Source organism: Paenibacillus sp. FW126-R14, from assembly GCF_058789495.1.
Genome location: NZ_JBYTBS010000036.1, coordinates 1 through 17,051 on the forward strand (window position 1 = coordinate 1; position 17,051 = coordinate 17,051).

A 17,051-nucleotide genomic window follows, 5' to 3' on the forward strand; every position below is an offset into this window, starting at 1 on the left:
ATGCGGAAGTGGCTCAGCGGTAGAGCATCGCCTTGCCAAGGCGAGGGTCGCGGGTTCGATCCCCGTCTTCCGCTCCATTATTACTAAGGCGCCATAGCCAAGTGGTAAGGCAGAGCTCTGCAAAAGCTTTACCCCCAGTTCGAGTCTGGGTGGCGCCTCCACAAACAAATTAGCCGGAGTGGCGGAATCGGCAGACGCACAGGACTTAAAATCCTGCGGTAGGTGACTACCGTACCAGTTCAAGTCTGGTCTTCGGCACCATTGTTCTTCTAAGTTAATAAGCCGGCATGGCGGAATGGCAGACGCGCTCGACTCAAAATCGAGTCCGAAAGGGTGGAGGTTCGAGTCCTCTTGCCGGTATAACGAGTAGAAGCTCATGAAATCAGTTGATTTCATGAGTTTTTTCTTTTTGCAATGAAACTGAAAACCACGCTTTAGGCAGGAGCCTTTTTTATAAAATTCGACCCAGAGTTTGAACAAGAGACAGCAGCCTTCCATATGGTAAAAAAGAAAATGAATTGCCACTATGGAGGTGTAAGTGCTATCGAGTATCTAGATATGTTAGCTAAGCTTGGTGTGGGCAACGCGCACCCTGGCGGATTCGGCGAGACAATGGAGCAATTGAAGCAATACCCGATAGAGAAAGGGAAGCGAGTCTTGGAGGTCGGATGCGGTACGGGGAGAACGGCGTGTTTCCTTGCAGAGCAGGGAATCGAAGTGACAGCGGTTGATATCCGCCCGGAAATGATAGCTAAGGCCATCATAAGAGCCGAGAAGCAAGGGGTGCAGGTGGAGTTTAAAGAGGGTGACGTGTGCCAGTTGCCTTTTGAAGATGGGACGTTTGATGTTGTGATGGTTGAATCTGTCACGAATTTTGCAGATGCACAGAAGGCGCTAGCAGAGTATTATCGCGTTCTGAGACCCGGAGGGAAGCTCTATGACCGGGAAGTTATCCGCGTCAAGGATATGTCGACCGGTGTTCATCGGGCGCTATGCAGCTTCTATGGGGTCAGTAAAATTTATAGTATGGATGAATGGCGGGAGCTGCTGGAGGAAGCCAAATTTGACGTAGAATTCTCAGGCGCGCATCCCTTCCCGCTTATGATGTTTGAGGATCAAGTGCAGCATCCGGATCCTGTACACTTATCTGATAAGCAGTCGTTCATGGACCCGAGAATTTGGCAAATCACGGCCAGGTACGATGAGTTGGTAAATAAATACCATCATTATTTGGGGTATACGCTAATGATTGGATCCAAGGAATAGAAGAAGTCAAGGCAGGAATTGGACACCCTAATGGCGAAGTAAGTGAGAAAGATTTTCATTGGGGGATGTTTCTTTTGAATGCTGGTGTTATAACGGAACGCATTCCGAACCGGAAAGCGAAAGAAATTTATGAGTTGATTTGTCGCCAGACGACAATATCCAAGACAGAGCTGTTGGAGCGTAGCGGGATGACCGTTTCAACGTTGACCCGGCTTTTGGAGGAGCTGACGAGTCAAGGATTCATCCTTGAATCCGGCTTCGGTGCTTCGACAGGCGGGCGTAGGCCGATTCTGTATGAAAAGAATTCGGCCTATGCGTATATATTTGGCGTGGAAATCTCCAGGACGCTGTCGAAGCTCGTATTGGTGGATTTGGGCATGAATAAGCTGGACACCCGGAGCTGGACGATGACTGCAGAAATGACGCCGGATGTTCTGATCCGGCTCATTGCTGCAGAAGCGCACAGCATGCTGGAGCGGCATGAAATCGACAAGTCGATGCTGCTCGGTATTGGCATTGGCGCCGTTGGTCCTGTGGACAGGCTGTCAGGCACCATACTGGAACCATCCAATTTTCAAGCTAAAGGGTGGAAAAATGTTGAGATCTGCAGGCGGCTGTCTGAGGAGCTAGGCATACCCGCGATGCTGGATAACGGAGCCAATACGGCGATTTTGGCTGAGTCCTGGCACCAACGCACGCAGAGCTTCAAGCATCTGCTTTATATTCATGCCGGGATTGGCTTACGCTCTTCCATGGTCTCCGAAGGGAAAGTGATCTATGGCGCCGTTGACATGGAGGGCTCCGTTGGGCAAATGATCATTCAGACGGATGGGGTCGCGCACCGCAACGCCTCCGGGAACTACGGGGCCTTGGAGTCATACGCATCCTTGTATGCGATTGAAAAGGCGGCACGCTCATCTTTAAAACAAGGAAGATCGACGATTCTGTCGCATTTCGTGGAGGACCCGGAACAAGTCACCTATACGCAGGTGCTGGAGGCGCTCAAAAAAAATGATCCCCTTGTTGTGGAGATCATTACGGAGGCTGCAACCTATTTTGGCATAGGACTCGCCAATTTATTAAATATTTTGCATCCCGAGAAGGTCATTCTCGGGGGACCGCTCATCGCGGGAGGGGAGTTGTTCTTCCAAACCGCTACACAGGTGGCGATACGGAAAACGTACTACTACCCCGCGTATCAGGTTGTCTTCAGCAAGGGGCAGCTTGGTGAAGAGGCTCTTGCGATGGGGGCAGCCGTGATGGTCATGGACCAGCTTGTTAGGCTGTAACGCTTTGCAGGAATTCAAGGAGCAGCGCGTTGAAGGCTTCGGGCTTCTCCATCGGCGTCAAATGAGAAGCGCCGGGGATGGCATGAAAGCTGGCTCCGCGGATAGCGTCAGCCATTTTTTTCATCACATCCGGCGGAGCAATCGGATCCTGCTCGCCGGCGATGACAAGCGCCGGCACCGAGATGGAGCCGAGGAGGTCGACAGAGTCGGCCCGGAACGCCATAGCGAGGCTCGCGTGGACAAGACCCTCGGCGGGCATGGAGGCCATGACCGCGCTTAAGTTCTCCACGAGAGCAGGCTGATCTTGGACGGTCTGTTCGGTGAGAAGCTTGGGCAGCATGGCGTCTCTGGCTGCTCCGGCTCCTTTGTCATAAAGGGACGCCGCCATGTTCATCCGATTCTTGCGACCCTCCGGTCCGTCTGCTTCTGGCCGGGTGTTTGCGAGGAGAAGCGCGGTGAACCGCTCAGGCGCTTTACGCAATAACGCAAAGGCTACGTAGCCGCCCATGGAGAAGCCGCCAAGGGCGGCTTTTTGTATGCACATTTTATCCATCATGGCCAAAATGTCATCCGCGTATTGGTCCATGGAAATGTTCGCTGAGGGAACTTCCGATTGACCCATCCCTCGTAAATCAGGGGTAATGACGCGGTAATGTTCGGACAAAGCATCGGCCTGAGCTTGCCACATGCGATGATCCAGTGGAAAACCATGCAGCAAAATGACGGGCGCTCCTTGCCCTTTTTCCTTTATGTACTGTTCTGCTCCGTTAATAGGTTGTTTCAACGTGTTCAGCCTCCATGGGGGTGTTTTTATACTCAAATAGTCCTAAGATTATTAAAAATAGTAGTTCCTAGGTCTCAGAGATGAAAATAATAGCGAAAAAGTTATGTCTTTATATTTTCATTATGGTTAACTCATACTTCCCTAACAATTCGTTGCTATTCTCTCAGTATACCCGTTGTTAACCAATTAAAGCGACTACGAAACATTCATTTCATGAAGTGAGGTTATGGCGATGACTAAGAAACCTTGGTCTACACAAGAATTGGATAAGTTAATTCGACTATCATCTGAATGCCCTCCGGTTGTAATTGCCAGAGAATTATCCCGGCCTGTCACATCCGTGCGTAAAAAAATGCGTGAAATCGGGGTAAGCTACGTAACCGGCGAGCAGTGGAAAAAAAGCCAGATTCAGTATTTGATTTCTGATGAAGGTTCTTCATACACGAACAAGCATAATTTGACGCAAGTCCCGAAAGAAAATGAATTTGAATCCCCGATCCTTGACGAATTTTGGACAACGTTGGTGAAAATGGCCAGAGTGGCGAAAGAGAGGGGGAAACGCGTAGATGTCTTATCGTTTATCGATACTTATCGAAAGATTCGCATCGGAGGGTAAGAGAATAGGATGTACATAAAAGGTGAAATCCGTTATAACGAGATTTTACCTTTTTCTTTTGCCTAAATCCCTCTAAACTGAGAAGACCAAACACTTCTAGGAGGTCACATGCATAGAATTCCTTTCTTTTCATTGATTAGCAAGTACGACACAGCGATATGGGTTCGAGTCGTCGGAACGATTCTAACTTCATTAGCGGGTTTTATGATGAGACCATATCTGGTTTTCTATTTGTACGACAAACTCGATGGCTCAGTCTTCTTATCCATGTTGATCGTAGGCTTGCAGCCCTTATGCGGAATATTCGTTAACTTGTATGCAGGCAGTCTGAGCGATAAGTACGGAAGAAAACCGATGATGCTGGCAGCGCTCATTATTCAAGCCTTTGCCATCGGCGGTTACATGTTTGCCGGCCATGTATGGGAGTTTGCCCTTATTTCCATCATAAACGGAATTGGACATGCGATGTTCGGACCAGCCGCAAACGCCCAAATATCGGATGTCGTGCCGGAGCAGAAGCGGGCGGAAGTATTTGCTTTACTGCATACGGCTTTGAATATGGGATCGGCGTTCGGTCCACTTCTCGGATTGCTCTTGTTTACTCTGAATCCGACGATTATTTTCCTGGCTTGTTCGGTTACGCTGTTTATTTATGCAGGATTGGTTGTGTGGAAGGTTCCGGAGACGCTGCCTGTCAGAAGCAAGGAGGGGCAGATTGCTGCCAAGAGTAAAGTCAAAATCAAATGGTCAGAGCATAAATCGCTGCTATGGATTACTTTTCTCGCTATGCCGGTATCCCTTCTGTATGCACAAGTGGAATCGACGTTCCCGCTGCATTTGCAGCAGCATTTTGAAAATTATAAGTCGGTTTTCGCGACGATCATTACCTTTAACGGGTGTGTAGTGATAGCCTTACAGCTTTGGATAGCAAAACGAACTGAGCACGTTCCTGCGTATTGGATCGTAGCATTATCTTATATGTTGTTCGCAGCGGTATCCATCGGCTATGGATTCGTTCCTTTCCTCGCCATTCTGCTTTTTGTCGAATTTTTATTTACCATTGGTGAAATGTTAAACGGGCCGCATATGCAAAAAGTGATCTCGGTGATTGCCCCGGAAGAGCACAGAGGCTTGTATTTCTCCGTTTTCGGAATGAACTGGCAAGTATCCCGGGCTCTCGGTCCTTTGCTTGGAGGATTGGTGTTCAGCCACTACGGCGGCAAGGTGATGTTCGTGATTCTCGCCGTTATTCTCGTGGCAGCGGGCATCGCCCAGACGAGATATATCCGAAGCTTAAATCGCAAGCAGGAAGAGCGTGTCATTGAAGCTGTTATGCAAGCTTAAATATGGATGATAAGGAAGCCTGGCATGAATCATGCCGGGCTTTTATTGTTTTGTAATACATCTGTAAGTTTCATTGGGTATAATTAGACTAGCCTGAGGAGGTAGGACTATGGGGTCAATCGTTCTTGTTGCAGATGATGAACCGAATATCGTAGATGTGTGTACCGTTTATTTGAAGAGGGAAGGCTATCAGGTCGTTTCGGCAGCAAACGGCGATGAGGCGATCCGCCAATGGCGCCTGCACCAACCGCAGCTTATCGTGCTGGATCTGATGATGCCGGGCAAAAACGGCTGGCAAGTCTGCGAAGAAATTCGCAATGAGCAGGACGTCCCTATCATCATGCTGACAGCGCTTGGCGACGAAATGGATAGGCTGATGGGTCTTACCATGGGAGCTGATGATTATTTGACAAAGCCCTTCTCTCCTAGGGAGCTCGTGCTGCGGGTCAAAGGAATTTTGCGCAGACTGCAGCGTACCCACGCGGCGACTGCTCCGGCTGCGGAAGCGCAGCCCGGCCATATTATGAGATACCCGGGTCTCGAGATCAACGTGCTGCATCGTAGCGTCCGCGTTAACGAGAAAGATATCGAGCTGACCGTTAAAGAATTTGAGCTGCTGCATTTGTTTGCGGCTCATCCGGAGCAAGTGTTTTCACGAAACCAATTGCTGAGCAAAGTTTGGGAAATCGATTATTACGGAGATACAACGACTGTAACCGTCCACATTCGCCGATTAAGGGAGAAAATTGAACCGAATCCGTCCCAGCCGCGCTACATAAAAACCGTATGGGGGATCGGCTATAAATTCGAAGGGAGGGAGCCATCCTGAAACTTCGCATGTATTTGTTCATCGCAAGCGGCGTGAGTACGGGCATCATTTTGCTTTCCCTTTTTATATGCTATCAGTATATGCTGCTCAACTGGAAGGACGTCGAACTGCTGACAAGCGTCACTTTGGGTGCGGCCGTTCTGTCCATGGGGATACACTATATGATGACGCGTCCATTGGAAAAAGCCATTCATGCCATTACCGAGGAAACCACCCGCATTTCAGAAGGGCAGTTTGAAGGTGTGGTGCCGCGGATCGGACCGGCTGAGTTTCAAAGCCTCGCCGGACAGTTCAACCGTATGAGCGGCAAGCTGAAAGACAGCTTCGACAAATTACGAACAGCCGAGGCTTCCCGCAAAGAGCTTGTCGCTCATGTATCGCATGATCTGAGGACACCGATGGCCTCTATACAAGCGTTCGTCGAGGCTCTTGAAGACGATGTCATTCAGGATAAAGCGACATTCGAGCGGTATCTTCGAACGATTCGTTTGGAAACGGGCAGACTAGACGCTCTCATCCAGGAATTATTTAAGCTCTCGCAATTGGATGCCGGAGGAACGAATTATGCGCCAGAACCGTATCATGTCGACCAACTGCTTGTAGATGGCTTGCAGAGCTTAGCCTTTCAATTGGAAGAGAAGCGTCTGCAGGTAAACGTAGAACTGCCCGAATGTTTGCCTCCGGTGAGCATTATGCCCCAGGAAATGAAGCGGGTGCTCGCTAATATACTGGGGAATGCCATTCGCCACTCTCCTATGGGAGGGATCATTGCCATTAAGGCGCAGGTGCAGGCTCCGTATCTAAAACTGTATATTCAGGATCAAGGCGCGGGTATTGAGGAAAAGGATGCGGACAAAATATTCGATCGCTTCTATCGATTGGATCCATCAAGAACACGCGCAAGCGGAGGAGCCGGGCTCGGACTGGCGATAGCAAAATCGATCGTCCAACTGCATGGAGGCACGATTGGGGTGGATAGCCGGACGGGTCAAGCCGAAGGGCATGGCAGCACGTTTTGGTTTACCCTTCCAATTCATTAAGGGAGGTTCGTCTTTTTTCACGATTTTTGTAAGCCTTTTGTAATTATTCCGATAGAGTTCCTTAAGTTTTGTCCTTTATCTTTAGGAAGTGGCAAAACTTTATTAAACCCTAGGAGGAATGAACAATGAGAAAATGGATGAAAAAAACAATCGCAGTATCGATGACAGTCGGGACACTTGCACTGCCGAGCTTGATTCACGCGGAAGAAATGATGATGCCCAAGTTCGATTACAGCGGTGTGGAAACGATCACCAAAGACGGCAGCGAGCTTGCTCCGCTTCGTAAAGTCGCAGAGTCCTTGGGCTTTCAGGTAACATGGAACGAAATGAATCGTTCCGTCACCTTGATGAAGCCCATGATGATGGATGATAAGAAAATGATGGACGACAAGAAAATGATGGATGATAAAAACAATATGCAAGATAAAACGATGATGGACAAGAGCATGGATATGGACGGCACAATTACCATCCAAATCGACAGCCAAACCTTCCTCGTCGGTATGCAGAAAGAAATGCTGATGGTTGCGCCAACGATTGTCAACGACATGGCGTACGTTCCAAAAGCGTTCATTGATACATACCTGCTGAAGGATATGAAGATGATGAAGTAATTGGTTGATGCTAGAATAAATAAAAAGTGGATGCTGCATTAGATAAGCTCATGAATGGAGAGGAAGCGGGCGTATGGAATCGAAAAGAGGCTGGTTAAAGCAATCTTTTGGCAAGCGTTTGAACGCTTTGCATAGTTGGAATGCTTGGATTCTCCTGCTGCTGACGATCACAGGCATCGTGCTCAGCATTGGGGCAATTCGTGGAGAGCTGGGAAGCATCCGCGTGACGCTCAAGCAGTTGCACATCTATCTGGGCGTCGCTTCCATTCTGCTCATTGCGCTCTATATACCTATGATTCGCAAGCATTGGCGCCAGATTCGCGCGCGCCGCAACCAACGCGCGAATCTGGTGTTCGTGCTGGCGCTGCTGGCCGGCTGGGCGGCGTCCGGGGTTATTCTGTGGCAGTTCCGCCATCTGCCGCCGGCCTGGAACAATACGGCACTCCTCCTCCATGACCTGCTTACCTGGGTCGGAGTGCCGTATGCCGTGTACCACGCCATCTCGCGCAGCCGATGGCTGAAGCGCCAGCAGCGGCTGGAGCAAGCCGCTGCTGTGAAACCGCCGGCCGCGCAGCCGGCGGCGATAGAGCCCGTGGCGGCCTCAGAGGCCACGGGCGAGCGCTCCGCAGCGCAGGCGGTCATCGCCGCGCTGAAGGAGTCACCGATCACACGCGCCTCGTTCCTGCGGATTGCCGCAGGACTCGTGATTGTGATCGCGGTCGGTCCCGCCTTTTATCGCTGGATAAAAGGCGCCTTCGATAACGGCGGCTCTGCGACCGCCGATTATGTCGCCGGGGACGGCAACAGCATGCTGCCGCCCCCGGCGCCCTTGCCTGACTCCGCCGCTGTTGTCGGCGGAGGAGCGCAGGGGAATTTCCGTATTTATACGGTGACGGAAATTCCGGCTTTTTCCTCGGATACATGGCAGTTTGCCATATCCGGTCTTGTCGATAAACCCGGTGTGTGGAACTGGGAAGAGTTTCTGAAGCTGAAACGAACCGTGCAGGTCAGTAATTTCCATTGTGTGACGGGCTGGTCGATTTATAACTGCACATGGGAAGGCATCCCGCTCAAGGAACTGTTAGCGGCGGCAGGTGTGCAGAAGAAAGCCAAATATGTGAAATTTTATTCGGGCGACAAAGTGTATACCGATGCGCTGTCCTTGGATCAGGCTGGCGGGGACGATGTGATGGTGGCTGTCCTGCTGGACGGCAAGCCCATTCCTCAAAAATTGGGAGGGCCTGTGAGGCTGATTGTACCGCAGATGTATGCTTACAAATCCGTCAAGTGGCTTCAGGGGATTGAGCTTATCGAGAAGGAGCATATGGGGTATTGGGAAGTTAGAGGCTACGATAATGATGCCTGGGTGAACAGATCGAATAATGCTTAAAGGGATGGGAATGACAAGAAGTCTAACTGACTTTCCGGGCGGTTTTTGGTATAGTTATGGCTAAGAAGCCTGCTGGGAAATGAGGAATAAAGACATGGAAATTATATCGGTTAATGTGGGAATGCCACAGACTATTGATAATCAAGGCAAAGAGCTGGTTACGGGAATTTATAAATTTCCGGTCAGCTCGTCTTTGTATGTATCGAAAACGCAATTGGATGGTGACGGGCAAGCGGATTTGACGGTGCATGGCGGCGTTGATAAGGCTCTGTGCGTTTATCCGGATGAGCATTATGCTTACTGGGAGGGAGTGCTTGGCCGCAAGCTGGAACCGGGCGCGTTCGGTGAGAATTTAACGGTCAGGGGCTTTCTGGAGACTGACGTTTGTATTGGCGACATTTATGCGATTGACGAGGTCATGGTGCAGGTCTCTCAGCCGCGTCAGCCTTGTTTTAAGGTAGGGAAGCGCCTGGACTGGGTGCAAACGCCGCTGCAAATGCAGGAAACGGGCTTTACCGGTTTTTATTTAAGGGTTTTGCAAGAAGGGTTCATCTCGAAAAAATCCCATGTGAGACTTGTCGCCAAAGACGATGCCGGTGTAACTCTGGCCTATGCGAATCAAATGAAGTATCACGATAAAAAGAATGAGGAAGGGGCTCAGCGTCTCGTTCAGACGAAAGCCTTATCCGAAAGCTGGAGACAGTCCTTCATGAAACGATTGGCGGAGCTGGGGACATGCTGACAGGCGTTATTTTGGCAGGCGGCCTCAATCGCCGCATGGGGGGAAGACCGAAGGCGCTTCTTCCTGTGCAGGATCAGCCTCTGCTATGCAGGCAGCTTGCGGAAATGTCATTGGTCTGCAAGCAGATGATTGTTGTAACGAACGAACGGGAGCCGTTTAAGCCTCTTATAGAGTCAATTCCTTCGACGATGAATGTGCAGTGGGTGTCGGACTATTATGTGCAAAAAGGTCCTCTAAGCGGTATCCATGCAGCCGCTCAAGCCGCTACCCAGGAGTTCCTGTGGATTGTCGGCTGCGATATGCCGTTTCTGTCATCGGAAGCGGCCGTTGCTATGGGGCAGCAGTGCCAAGCGGAGAATGTTGACGCGGTCATCCCTGTTTTGGATGGAAAGGTTCAGCCTCTCCATGGGGTTTACTCCCGATTAGTCGGTTCCGAAGCCGAGGTGTTGTTGAAGCAGGAAAAATATCGGTTGACGGGTCTGCTGGATCATATCGACTGGCTGCCGGCGAACAATGATTTTTTCGAAAAGCTTAATTTGCCGACCGTGTTTGCTGTGAATGTCAATACGCCGGAAGAATATTTGGATATGTTAGATAATCTTCCATAAAAACTATTTTCCATATAGTTATCTTTATAGAATCTAGGATTTTGTAATCGAATATGCCATAATGGGCATAGAGAGAAGGTGAGCCTCATGCCGAAGCTGTTGATGGATCGTTTTGGACGCATGCACGATTATTTGCGGATTTCTGTTACGGATCGCTGTAATCTCCGCTGTGTCTACTGTATGCCCGAAGAAGGAATGGAATTTGAACCGGATGACAAACTGCTTACGTTCGAGGAGATTGCGGAGGTTGTTCGTGTGCTTGCCGGTCTAGGTGTTCGTAAGCTGAGATTAACCGGCGGGGAGCCTCTTGTCCGTAAAAACCTGGAACAACTGATCGGAATGCTTTCCCGAATACCCGGGATTGAGGATATTGCGTTGACAACGAATGGGATTTATTTTGCCTCAAGAGCTGAGAAGCTGCGCGCTGCAGGATTAACCCGTGTAAATATAAGCTTGGATTCTTTAAAAGCCGACCGTTTCTCGCTTATTACCAGAGGCGGCGATATCAACCGCGTGCTGGCCAGCATTGAAGAAGCCTACCGCGTTGGAATTGCCCCGATTAAGCTGAATGTCGTTCTTATGAAGGGCATGAATGATGACGAAATTGAAGATTTTTTACAAATGACGCTGGATCGTCCGATTCAAGTTCGATTTATTGAATATATGCCGATCGGCCATCAAGATGAGGCTTGGAAAAGCCGCTATCTGCCTTTGACTACCGTACTGGATCGCTGCAAGGAGAAGGGATGGAATGCTGTAGCCTCGGATGCGGTTTACGGCAACGGACCTGCTCAAAATTATCGGATTGAAGGGGCATTAGGTTCATTCGGCCTGATCCATCCGATCAGCGACCATTTCTGCGAGACTTGCAACCGGTTAAGAATTACGGCAGACGGCAATGTGAAACCATGCTTATATTGGTCGGATGAATTCAATGTTCGCAAATATATTGGGAATGACGCTGCAATGGAAGAACTGTTTTTCCGGGCCTTGGATATCAAGCCTCAAAATCACGAGATGGCGCAAGCTTTGCTGAATGAAGCGCAGTCTCATACACCAACACTTCGCCGGATGTCGCAAATTGGCGGTTAGCTCATGGGAGGAACAGACGTTCGTGAACAGCGATACGAAGCTAAAATTTGGGCGTAAAATCATTTCGGTCGAAGAAGCCCAAAGCTTGCTTTCCGAATATGCCAAAAATACCGATATCGAATCTGTGCCGCTATCTGCGGCTTTCGGCAGGCGTCTGGCCGGGGCTGTTTATGCCGATCATCCGGTTCCTCATTTTCGCAGATCCGGCGTTGACGGCTATGCGGTGTGCTCTAAGGATATCGAGCAGGCCTCCCCGGAAAATCCTGTTGTGCTGCGCGTCATTGAGCGCATTCCTAGCGGCACGGTACCTCAGTTCACCGTTGATTCGGGCTTAGCGGCGCGCATCATGACGGGGGCTCCTGTTCCGGACGGCGCGGATTGCGTGGTCATGCTGGAAATGACCGACGCTCTTCCCTTGGAAGACGCTGGCATGAATTCATCTCAAGTAAGTATTAAGAAGCATGTTGTGGCCGGGAGTAATATAACCCCTATTGCCGGGGAAATAAGCGTTAAAGACTTATTGCTGGAGCAAGGCGTGCCGATTGGGCCTGGAGAAGCCGCGATATTAGCCACCTTCGGCTACTCCCATGTTTCTGTCTACCGCAAGCCGAAAGTAGCCATTTTCTCCACCGGCTCAGAGCTTTTAAATGTAGAGGATGCGCTTCAGCCAGGACGCATTCGCAACAGCAACAGCTACATGCTTGCCGCTCAAGTGGAAGCAGCGGGAGGGGAAGCTGTGATCATGCAGGCGCTGTCGGACAATGCGGAGGAGGTGGAGGCAGCGCTGCAGGAGGCTTTAGCCAAAGTCGACCTTGTCCTGACCTCCGGGGGTGTATCCGTAGGTGACTATGATGTTCTGGTAGATGTGTTTGGCCGGTTTACGGGCAAGCTGCTCTTCAATAAAGTGGCGATGCGGCCCGGCACCCCGACTAGTGCAGCTCTGTGGGAGAATAAGCTGCTGCTGGCTCTCTCCGGTAATCCGGGCGCATCGTTTGTCGGTTTTGAGCTGTTTGCGAAGCCGCTGATTAAAGCGATGGCGGGCTGCATGTCCCCCTATGAGGAAGCCGTTACGGCGTATTTGGATGTGGCCTACAACAAAGGGTCGGCTTACCCCCGGTATGTTAGAGGGACAAAGCGTGTGGAGAAAGGCTGTTTGCGTGTAAAGCCGTCAGGCATCGATAAATCCAGCATTATGGTTTCCATCAAAGATGCGGACTGCTTGATTCAGCTGCCTGCCGGAGGCAAGGGTTTTGCAAAGGACGAATGTGTACTTATTTATCCTATCCAATAAAATGAGGCCTGCCTGCATCAACTTCTGTTAAAGAAGCTGGCGCAGGCAGGCCTTTTACAAGGAGCAATCAGAAAGATTAGATAGCGAAAGTTGCTAAGATAATGACGAGAAGAACATAAAGGACAAGAACAACACCAACGGATCCGTATCCAGCACCGTATCCAGTTCCGCAACCAGCTGCGTATGACATAGTATCCCCTCCGGTCTGATTTATTTAAGTGGGTTGAATCACTATACATCAACATCATATGACGCAGAGATATTCGTTGACTGGACTTATGCCCCGGTGTCCTTGACGATAGAAGCCTAATTAGGCTCTATGAGGCGCAATTGAATATCAGGTATAATTGTACATGAGGTGATACATATGAATGAAATTCGCACATTGCATCAAGAGGAAATTTCGGAGAGCATGGCATTATCCCAGTTTGCTTTTCAATATAAGCTGAGTGCAGAAGAGCAAGCGGAGCGGGATCGTTTGGCTGACCCTAAGAAGATTTGGGGCTATTTTGTTCAAGAAAAGTTAGCGGCTAAACTCCATATTCATGATTTTCATACATGGGTGAATGGCCGGCGTTTTGCTATGGGAGGAATTGCGGGAGTAGCGACGTGGCCGGAATACAGACGCAATGGCATGGTCGCGAAGCTGCTTATTCAAGCTCTCAAGGTTATGAAAGAGCAAGGGCAGACGCTCTCTTTCCTGGCGCCGTTCAAATTTGAGTTTTATCGGAAATACGGCTGGGAGGCGTACATTGATTATCTGAAATATGAAATTCCTGCGGATAAGCTTCCCAAGTTTCAGGCCTCCGAAGGCAGTTCGATCATTCGTGTAACCAAGGATATGGAGCTTGTAAATCCGATCTACGAGAAATATGCGGGGCAGTTTAACGGCATGTTGGAGCGGGACGCTGAATGGTGGAACACTAAGCATTTTAAGCAAAAAGACGGTACGGTAGCCCTCTATGTCAATGCGCAAGGTGAGCGCACGGGATATGTTTTTTATCAAGTGAAGGATTCAATCGCTACGATACATGAAATGGTATTTTTGAATGAGGACGCAAGACGCGGCTTGTGGAAGTTCATAGCCGATCATGATTCGATGATCACCAAAGTTGAGATCAAAGCGCCGTCGGATGATCAGCTTCCTTACTTGGTGCATGACCCTAAGTTCAAGCAAGAGAAAATTACTTATTTTTCAGCACGTATTGTAGATGTTGAAGCTTTCCTGACGCAGTACGCGTTTGAAACGCGCAAGGAGGCAGACCCCCTCTATCTGTGTATTTCGGACCCGCACGCTGATTGGAATGACGGCGTCTATTGTCTGAACTTCACAGGCAGCGGGGAAAAAGCGCATGTCACCAAACTAGCGGAGAGAGAGCTGCCGGCAGAGGAGCTTATACTGAGATGCAGTATACAGACATTGACAGCCCTGTTCATGGGTTATCAGAAGGCCGGCTTTCTGGCTCGGATCGAGCGGCTTCAAGGTGCGCAGGAGCTTGTTTCGCGGTTGGAAGCGGCGATTGGCCGGCGGACGACTTATTTGGCGGATTTCTTTTAAAGGATGCGGTTCCCGGTCTTGTGATGGCCGGGGCCGCTTTTTTGATTTCGGGATGGAAGGCGAGTGTTCTATCAGGCGTTATGGGCGTCAGTGCGGCGCGGCTCGTTCCTATCAAACGGACAGAGAAGCCCTTATTCGATGAAAAAGCGCCTCTTAGAATATGTAACAGACACCAGCGCTGTTATTTGCTTATTTGTTGCTTGAAATCGCCCCAAATCGGCAAATATGGTTTTTGGTGTCCATTAGCAGTGAGGCGTGACGCTTTTCGCGGGTATAACGGCTGCTGTGTCCGAACGGTGATGAGAGTGCCAGCAGCAAACATAAAAAAACCCGTGATCATCACGGGTTCAGTTTATATACTTTTACGGTTTGGAAGCCAAAGGAACGCAAGGATTGCTTGGAGCCTGGAACATAGATATCAACGCGATTGCCTTTAATGGAGCTGCCTGTATCTGTTGCGTAGGCGTACATGCCGCCTTTAGGCAGGCCGTTAAAATCATAGCCTTCTATATAGAGCTTAGACCCAAGTGGAATGACCGATGGATCTACAGCCACGGTTCCGATCTTAAGGGGATTACCCATGTAATCCATCGCTCCAAAGCCACCGTTCTCAGCTGGATCTGCCGAGTAGGCTGTGGACTCAAATAATGCATAATCCGGCGCGTGGTAATTGCCGTCCTTGCTTAGAATCGCTAATTTGCTGGTTGCGTCCCAGTGAACGGGAATGTCGGCAGCAGTACTTAAGAAACGAAGAGGCACGTATACACGCCCGTTTTGGAACGCGGCATGTGTGTCCATCTCGACAGGCGTGCTGTCAATTTCGGCTTCTTTTTGACCTGAAACGAGTGTAATGGAATGTTTGTCGTTGTTCAGCGTAACTTTGATTTGGTCGCCTTCTTGTTCCCATTGTACGTCATACCCCAGCTTCTCTGTTACAAAACGGATCGGTACTTGTGTGGCATGGTTGTCATCCAGAAAAGGCTGGGCATCGGGAAATTGAACCAGGTCATCGTTGACTTGCACTTTCACGTCCATACTCGCGGCGGCATGGGCATGCGCCGTAAATGGGGAAAGAAAGCCCCCTGCCAAAACTGTGGCGGACACAGCAAGGCAAGCTAACCCTTTAGTTAACATATGCAATTGGTAATCCTCCTTCAAATGAGCCTCCGAGGTTAGTTGACGGGTTCGGGAAGAAGGTTCTCCCTAGTCTGCTCGGTGTGCCGAGCAAATATTCACCCCATGTAAATCGTCCCCCGTACCGGCACTTTGTCTGTGCGCCGGACTCGGCTTCAAATATTTTATCATTGATAGACGGCGAGGAACAACGCCCAAAATATGGATAGGAGTCCTAGCGCTTACTGGACTTAGGTCTAGGTACAAAAACAGTCGGGAGTCCGTTTTGGCAGAAAACCTTTTCGGCTACGATAGAATCATGAAGATTACGTGAAGGGCGGTTGCGGTAAATGAGCATGAACCGATCGAAAAGTTGGGCCTTAATTTTAATAGCTGTAGGCTTTCTCATCGTTATGCATAGAGTTGGCATGCATTTTCATTTCATGGGGATGCTGGTTCCCGTGGCTATGGTAGGGCTCGGTTATGTGGGGATAAGAAACGGGAAGATGATCGGTTGGGTTATTTTCGGTATTGGCGCTTTGGTCTTGATTACGAAGTTGTCGGGGCTGATCGCAATTGGTTTTGCTTTGTGGTTAATGTACTACGGCTATTGCTTGCTGAAGAAACAAAATGATTCGGCGCAATTCTAACGATAATCGATAGGAAGCTAAGGGGTGTGGCATAATGAGCGTATTCAATCGGATTGGTAAAATAGCGGAGAGCGCCTGGCAAGAAGCAGCGAGCAAGCTGGACCTGCATGAACGGGGAGGCAGCCGTTCCAATACGCCGTCTTCTGACATCGCCGAGCTGGAACAGCGCTATCAAGACGCGCTGCAGCGAACGATCGAGCTGCGCAGGCAAAGCGTCAGCGCCGAGGAAATGGCGCAGCTGCGCGCCGAGCAGGCGGAGCTGGCCATGCGCGCCGGCGATGAAGAGCTGGCGCGGCTTGCGCTGCAAGAGAAGCTGCGCGAGGAAGCAGCTTGCGAGCAGTACCGCGCGCAGTACGCGCGCAGCCAGGACGTCTGCCTGGCGATCGCAGACGAGCTTGCGGCGCTGCGTGCCGGGCGCGCGGCAGGAACCGGACAGCCGCGGAGCGGGATGTCCAAGGAAGAAGCTCGCGACGCATGGCGCGAGCTGGAAACGACCGGCCGCGAGCTCGGCCGGGAAGCGCTGCAGGGCCTCCGCGTCGCGGGGCGCCTGTCGCGCGAGACGCTGAAGGAGGCCGGCGGCAACCTCCAGCAGGAGCTGCGCAAGCTCCAGCAGGATTGGGGCCGCCAGTGCTCCAGCGAAGAGAAAGAGGCGCGCGGCAAGAAATAGCGCGCGCCCATAGGCAGGCTGCGCGGGGAATGCTTGCCGCGCAGCCTGTGGCTTATGCCTCCGCCTTTATGCGAAATCCTTGCCGGGCAAGGATTTGCATCGATTTGCGTCTTGGAGGCCGTCCATTCTTATGGTATGCTAGGAATCTATATGAACGA

17 protein-coding genes, 4 tRNA genes and 1 riboswitch are annotated in these 17,051 nt (G+C 50.4%); of the genes, 19 read left to right on the top strand and 2 right to left on the bottom strand.

Translation table 11 applies throughout. From position 1 onward, the window contains the following. Positions 1 to 2: 2 nt before the first annotated feature. The 6 genes from AC3WRW_RS20810 (at position 3) to AC3WRW_RS20835 (ending at position 2,555) form a co-directional block, all read left to right on the top strand. Positions 3 to 77: transfer RNA gene (locus AC3WRW_RS20810), tRNA-Gly, on the top strand. Positions 78 to 87: 10 nt separating this feature from the next. Further along, a tRNA-Cys gene (locus AC3WRW_RS20815) sits at positions 88 to 161 on the top strand. An 11-nt stretch (positions 162 to 172) separates the two neighbouring features. Further along, positions 173 to 261 (top strand) — tRNA-Leu (locus tag AC3WRW_RS20820). A gap of 20 nt (positions 262 to 281) precedes the next feature. Further along, positions 282 to 360 (top strand) — tRNA-Leu (locus tag AC3WRW_RS20825). Positions 361 to 558: 198 nt separating this feature from the next. Further along, positions 559 to 1,266 (top strand): class I SAM-dependent methyltransferase, encoded by a 708-nt coding sequence (locus AC3WRW_RS20830; RefSeq protein ID WP_492548214.1) that lies wholly within the window; start codon positions 559 to 561, stop codon positions 1,264 to 1,266. Positions 1,267 to 1,340: 74 nt separating this feature from the next. Continuing rightward, positions 1,341 to 2,555, top strand: a complete 1,215-nt coding sequence (locus tag AC3WRW_RS20835; protein WP_492548215.1) for an ROK family protein — start codon at positions 1,341 to 1,343, stop codon at positions 2,553 to 2,555. Here AC3WRW_RS20835 and AC3WRW_RS20840 read toward each other — a convergent pair. Continuing rightward, entirely contained in the window at positions 2,545 to 3,339 is a 795-nt protein-coding gene (locus tag AC3WRW_RS20840) for an alpha/beta fold hydrolase (RefSeq protein WP_492548216.1), read from the bottom strand. The genes AC3WRW_RS20835 and AC3WRW_RS20840 overlap by 11 nt on opposite strands. Before the next feature lie 232 nt (positions 3,340 to 3,571). Between AC3WRW_RS20840 and AC3WRW_RS20845 the strand changes: the two genes are divergently transcribed. The 11 genes from AC3WRW_RS20845 to AC3WRW_RS20895 all read left to right on the top strand — a co-directional run bounded on the left by AC3WRW_RS20845 (position 3,572) and on the right by AC3WRW_RS20895 (position 14,463). After that, complete coding sequence (locus AC3WRW_RS20845; protein ID WP_492548217.1) at positions 3,572 to 3,955, top strand: hypothetical protein; 384 nt, start codon at positions 3,572 to 3,574, stop codon at positions 3,953 to 3,955. Positions 3,956 to 4,063: 108 nt separating this feature from the next. After that, positions 4,064 to 5,299: an MDR family MFS transporter gene (locus AC3WRW_RS20850; RefSeq protein ID WP_492548218.1), complete on the top strand. Its 1,236-nt coding sequence runs from the start codon at positions 4,064 to 4,066 to the stop codon at positions 5,297 to 5,299. Between the two features lie 109 nt (positions 5,300 to 5,408). Further along, positions 5,409 to 6,128: a response regulator transcription factor gene (locus tag AC3WRW_RS20855; protein ID WP_492548219.1), complete on the top strand. Its 720-nt coding sequence runs from the start codon at positions 5,409 to 5,411 to the stop codon at positions 6,126 to 6,128. 8 nt (positions 6,129 to 6,136) lie between these two features. Then, the gene (locus AC3WRW_RS20860; RefSeq protein WP_492548220.1) at positions 6,137 to 7,168 is read left to right on the top strand and encodes a sensor histidine kinase; all 1,032 of its coding nucleotides are present in this window, start codon (positions 6,137 to 6,139) and stop codon (positions 7,166 to 7,168) included. 125 nt (positions 7,169 to 7,293) lie between these two features. Further along, the gene (locus tag AC3WRW_RS20865) at positions 7,294 to 7,782 is read left to right on the top strand and encodes a stalk domain-containing protein (protein ID WP_492548221.1); all 489 of its coding nucleotides are present in this window, start codon (positions 7,294 to 7,296) and stop codon (positions 7,780 to 7,782) included. A 73-nt stretch (positions 7,783 to 7,855) separates the two neighbouring features. Continuing rightward, positions 7,856 to 9,172 (top strand): molybdopterin-dependent oxidoreductase, encoded by a 1,317-nt coding sequence (locus AC3WRW_RS20870; RefSeq protein ID WP_492548222.1) that lies wholly within the window; start codon positions 7,856 to 7,858, stop codon positions 9,170 to 9,172. Between the two features lie 79 nt (positions 9,173 to 9,251). Continuing rightward, positions 9,252 to 9,914: an MOSC domain-containing protein gene (locus AC3WRW_RS20875; protein ID WP_492548223.1), complete on the top strand. Its 663-nt coding sequence runs from the start codon at positions 9,252 to 9,254 to the stop codon at positions 9,912 to 9,914. Further along, positions 9,908 to 10,522: a molybdenum cofactor guanylyltransferase gene (mobA, locus tag AC3WRW_RS20880; protein ID WP_492548224.1), complete on the top strand. Its 615-nt coding sequence runs from the start codon at positions 9,908 to 9,910 to the stop codon at positions 10,520 to 10,522. The genes AC3WRW_RS20875 and mobA overlap by 7 nt, the downstream gene beginning before the upstream one ends. An 87-nt stretch (positions 10,523 to 10,609) precedes the next feature. Next, positions 10,610 to 11,614: a GTP 3',8-cyclase MoaA gene (moaA, locus tag AC3WRW_RS20885; protein ID WP_492548225.1), complete on the top strand. Its 1,005-nt coding sequence runs from the start codon at positions 10,610 to 10,612 to the stop codon at positions 11,612 to 11,614. Beyond that, a complete protein-coding gene (locus AC3WRW_RS20890; protein ID WP_492548226.1) occupies positions 11,604 to 12,905 on the top strand; it encodes a molybdopterin molybdotransferase MoeA in 1,302 nt (433 codons plus the stop codon). Before moaA ends, AC3WRW_RS20890 begins: the two co-directional genes overlap by 11 nt. A 367-nt stretch (positions 12,906 to 13,272) precedes the next feature. Further along, complete coding sequence (locus tag AC3WRW_RS20895) at positions 13,273 to 14,463, top strand: GNAT family N-acetyltransferase (protein WP_492548227.1); 1,191 nt, start codon at positions 13,273 to 13,275, stop codon at positions 14,461 to 14,463. Positions 14,464 to 14,802: 339 nt separating this feature from the next. Here the strand turns inward: AC3WRW_RS20895 and AC3WRW_RS20900 are convergent, their stop codons facing one another. Next, positions 14,803 to 15,597, bottom strand: a complete 795-nt coding sequence (locus AC3WRW_RS20900; RefSeq protein WP_492548284.1) for a stalk domain-containing protein — start codon at positions 15,595 to 15,597, stop codon at positions 14,803 to 14,805. 12 nt (positions 15,598 to 15,609) lie between these two features. Continuing rightward, positions 15,610 to 15,762, bottom strand: a riboswitch (cyclic di-AMP (ydaO/yuaA leader). 164 nt (positions 15,763 to 15,926) lie between these two features. On the opposite strand from AC3WRW_RS20900, the gene AC3WRW_RS20905 reads away from it, so the two are divergent. Then, the gene (locus AC3WRW_RS20905) at positions 15,927 to 16,226 is read left to right on the top strand and encodes a LiaF transmembrane domain-containing protein (protein WP_492548228.1); all 300 of its coding nucleotides are present in this window, start codon (positions 15,927 to 15,929) and stop codon (positions 16,224 to 16,226) included. Between the two features lie 34 nt (positions 16,227 to 16,260). Then, complete coding sequence (locus AC3WRW_RS20910; protein WP_492548229.1) at positions 16,261 to 16,893, top strand: PspA/IM30 family protein; 633 nt, start codon at positions 16,261 to 16,263, stop codon at positions 16,891 to 16,893. Positions 16,894 to 17,051 lie beyond the last annotated feature (158 nt).

What these genes read in the sequence shown, in the direction of transcription:
- AC3WRW_RS20830 (WP_492548214.1), top strand. Translation starts at nt 559, where the DNA reads ATGTTAGCTAAGCTTGGTGTGGGCAACGCGCACCCTGGCGGATTCGGC.
- AC3WRW_RS20845 (WP_492548217.1), top strand. Translation starts at nt 3,572, where the DNA reads ATGACTAAGAAACCTTGGTCTACACAAGAATTGGATAAGTTAATTCGA.
- AC3WRW_RS20850 (WP_492548218.1), top strand. Translation starts at nt 4,064, where the DNA reads ATGCATAGAATTCCTTTCTTTTCATTGATTAGCAAGTACGACACAGCG.
- AC3WRW_RS20855 (WP_492548219.1), top strand. Translation starts at nt 5,409, where the DNA reads ATGGGGTCAATCGTTCTTGTTGCAGATGATGAACCGAATATCGTAGAT.
- AC3WRW_RS20860 (WP_492548220.1), top strand. Translation starts at nt 6,137, where the DNA reads ATGTATTTGTTCATCGCAAGCGGCGTGAGTACGGGCATCATTTTGCTT.
- AC3WRW_RS20865 (WP_492548221.1), top strand. Translation starts at nt 7,294, where the DNA reads ATGAGAAAATGGATGAAAAAAACAATCGCAGTATCGATGACAGTCGGG.
- AC3WRW_RS20870 (WP_492548222.1), top strand. Translation starts at nt 7,856, where the DNA reads ATGGAATCGAAAAGAGGCTGGTTAAAGCAATCTTTTGGCAAGCGTTTG.
- AC3WRW_RS20875 (WP_492548223.1), top strand. Translation starts at nt 9,252, where the DNA reads ATGAGGAATAAAGACATGGAAATTATATCGGTTAATGTGGGAATGCCA.
- mobA (WP_492548224.1), top strand. Translation starts at nt 9,908, where the DNA reads ATGCTGACAGGCGTTATTTTGGCAGGCGGCCTCAATCGCCGCATGGGG.
- moaA (WP_492548225.1), top strand. Translation starts at nt 10,610, where the DNA reads ATGCCGAAGCTGTTGATGGATCGTTTTGGACGCATGCACGATTATTTG.
- AC3WRW_RS20895 (WP_492548227.1), top strand. Translation starts at nt 13,273, where the DNA reads ATGAATGAAATTCGCACATTGCATCAAGAGGAAATTTCGGAGAGCATG.
- AC3WRW_RS20900 (WP_492548284.1), bottom strand. Translation starts at nt 15,597, where the DNA reads ATGTTAACTAAAGGGTTAGCTTGCCTTGCTGTGTCCGCCACAGTTTTG.
- AC3WRW_RS20905 (WP_492548228.1), top strand. Translation starts at nt 15,927, where the DNA reads ATGAGCATGAACCGATCGAAAAGTTGGGCCTTAATTTTAATAGCTGTA.
- AC3WRW_RS20910 (WP_492548229.1), top strand. Translation starts at nt 16,261, where the DNA reads ATGAGCGTATTCAATCGGATTGGTAAAATAGCGGAGAGCGCCTGGCAA.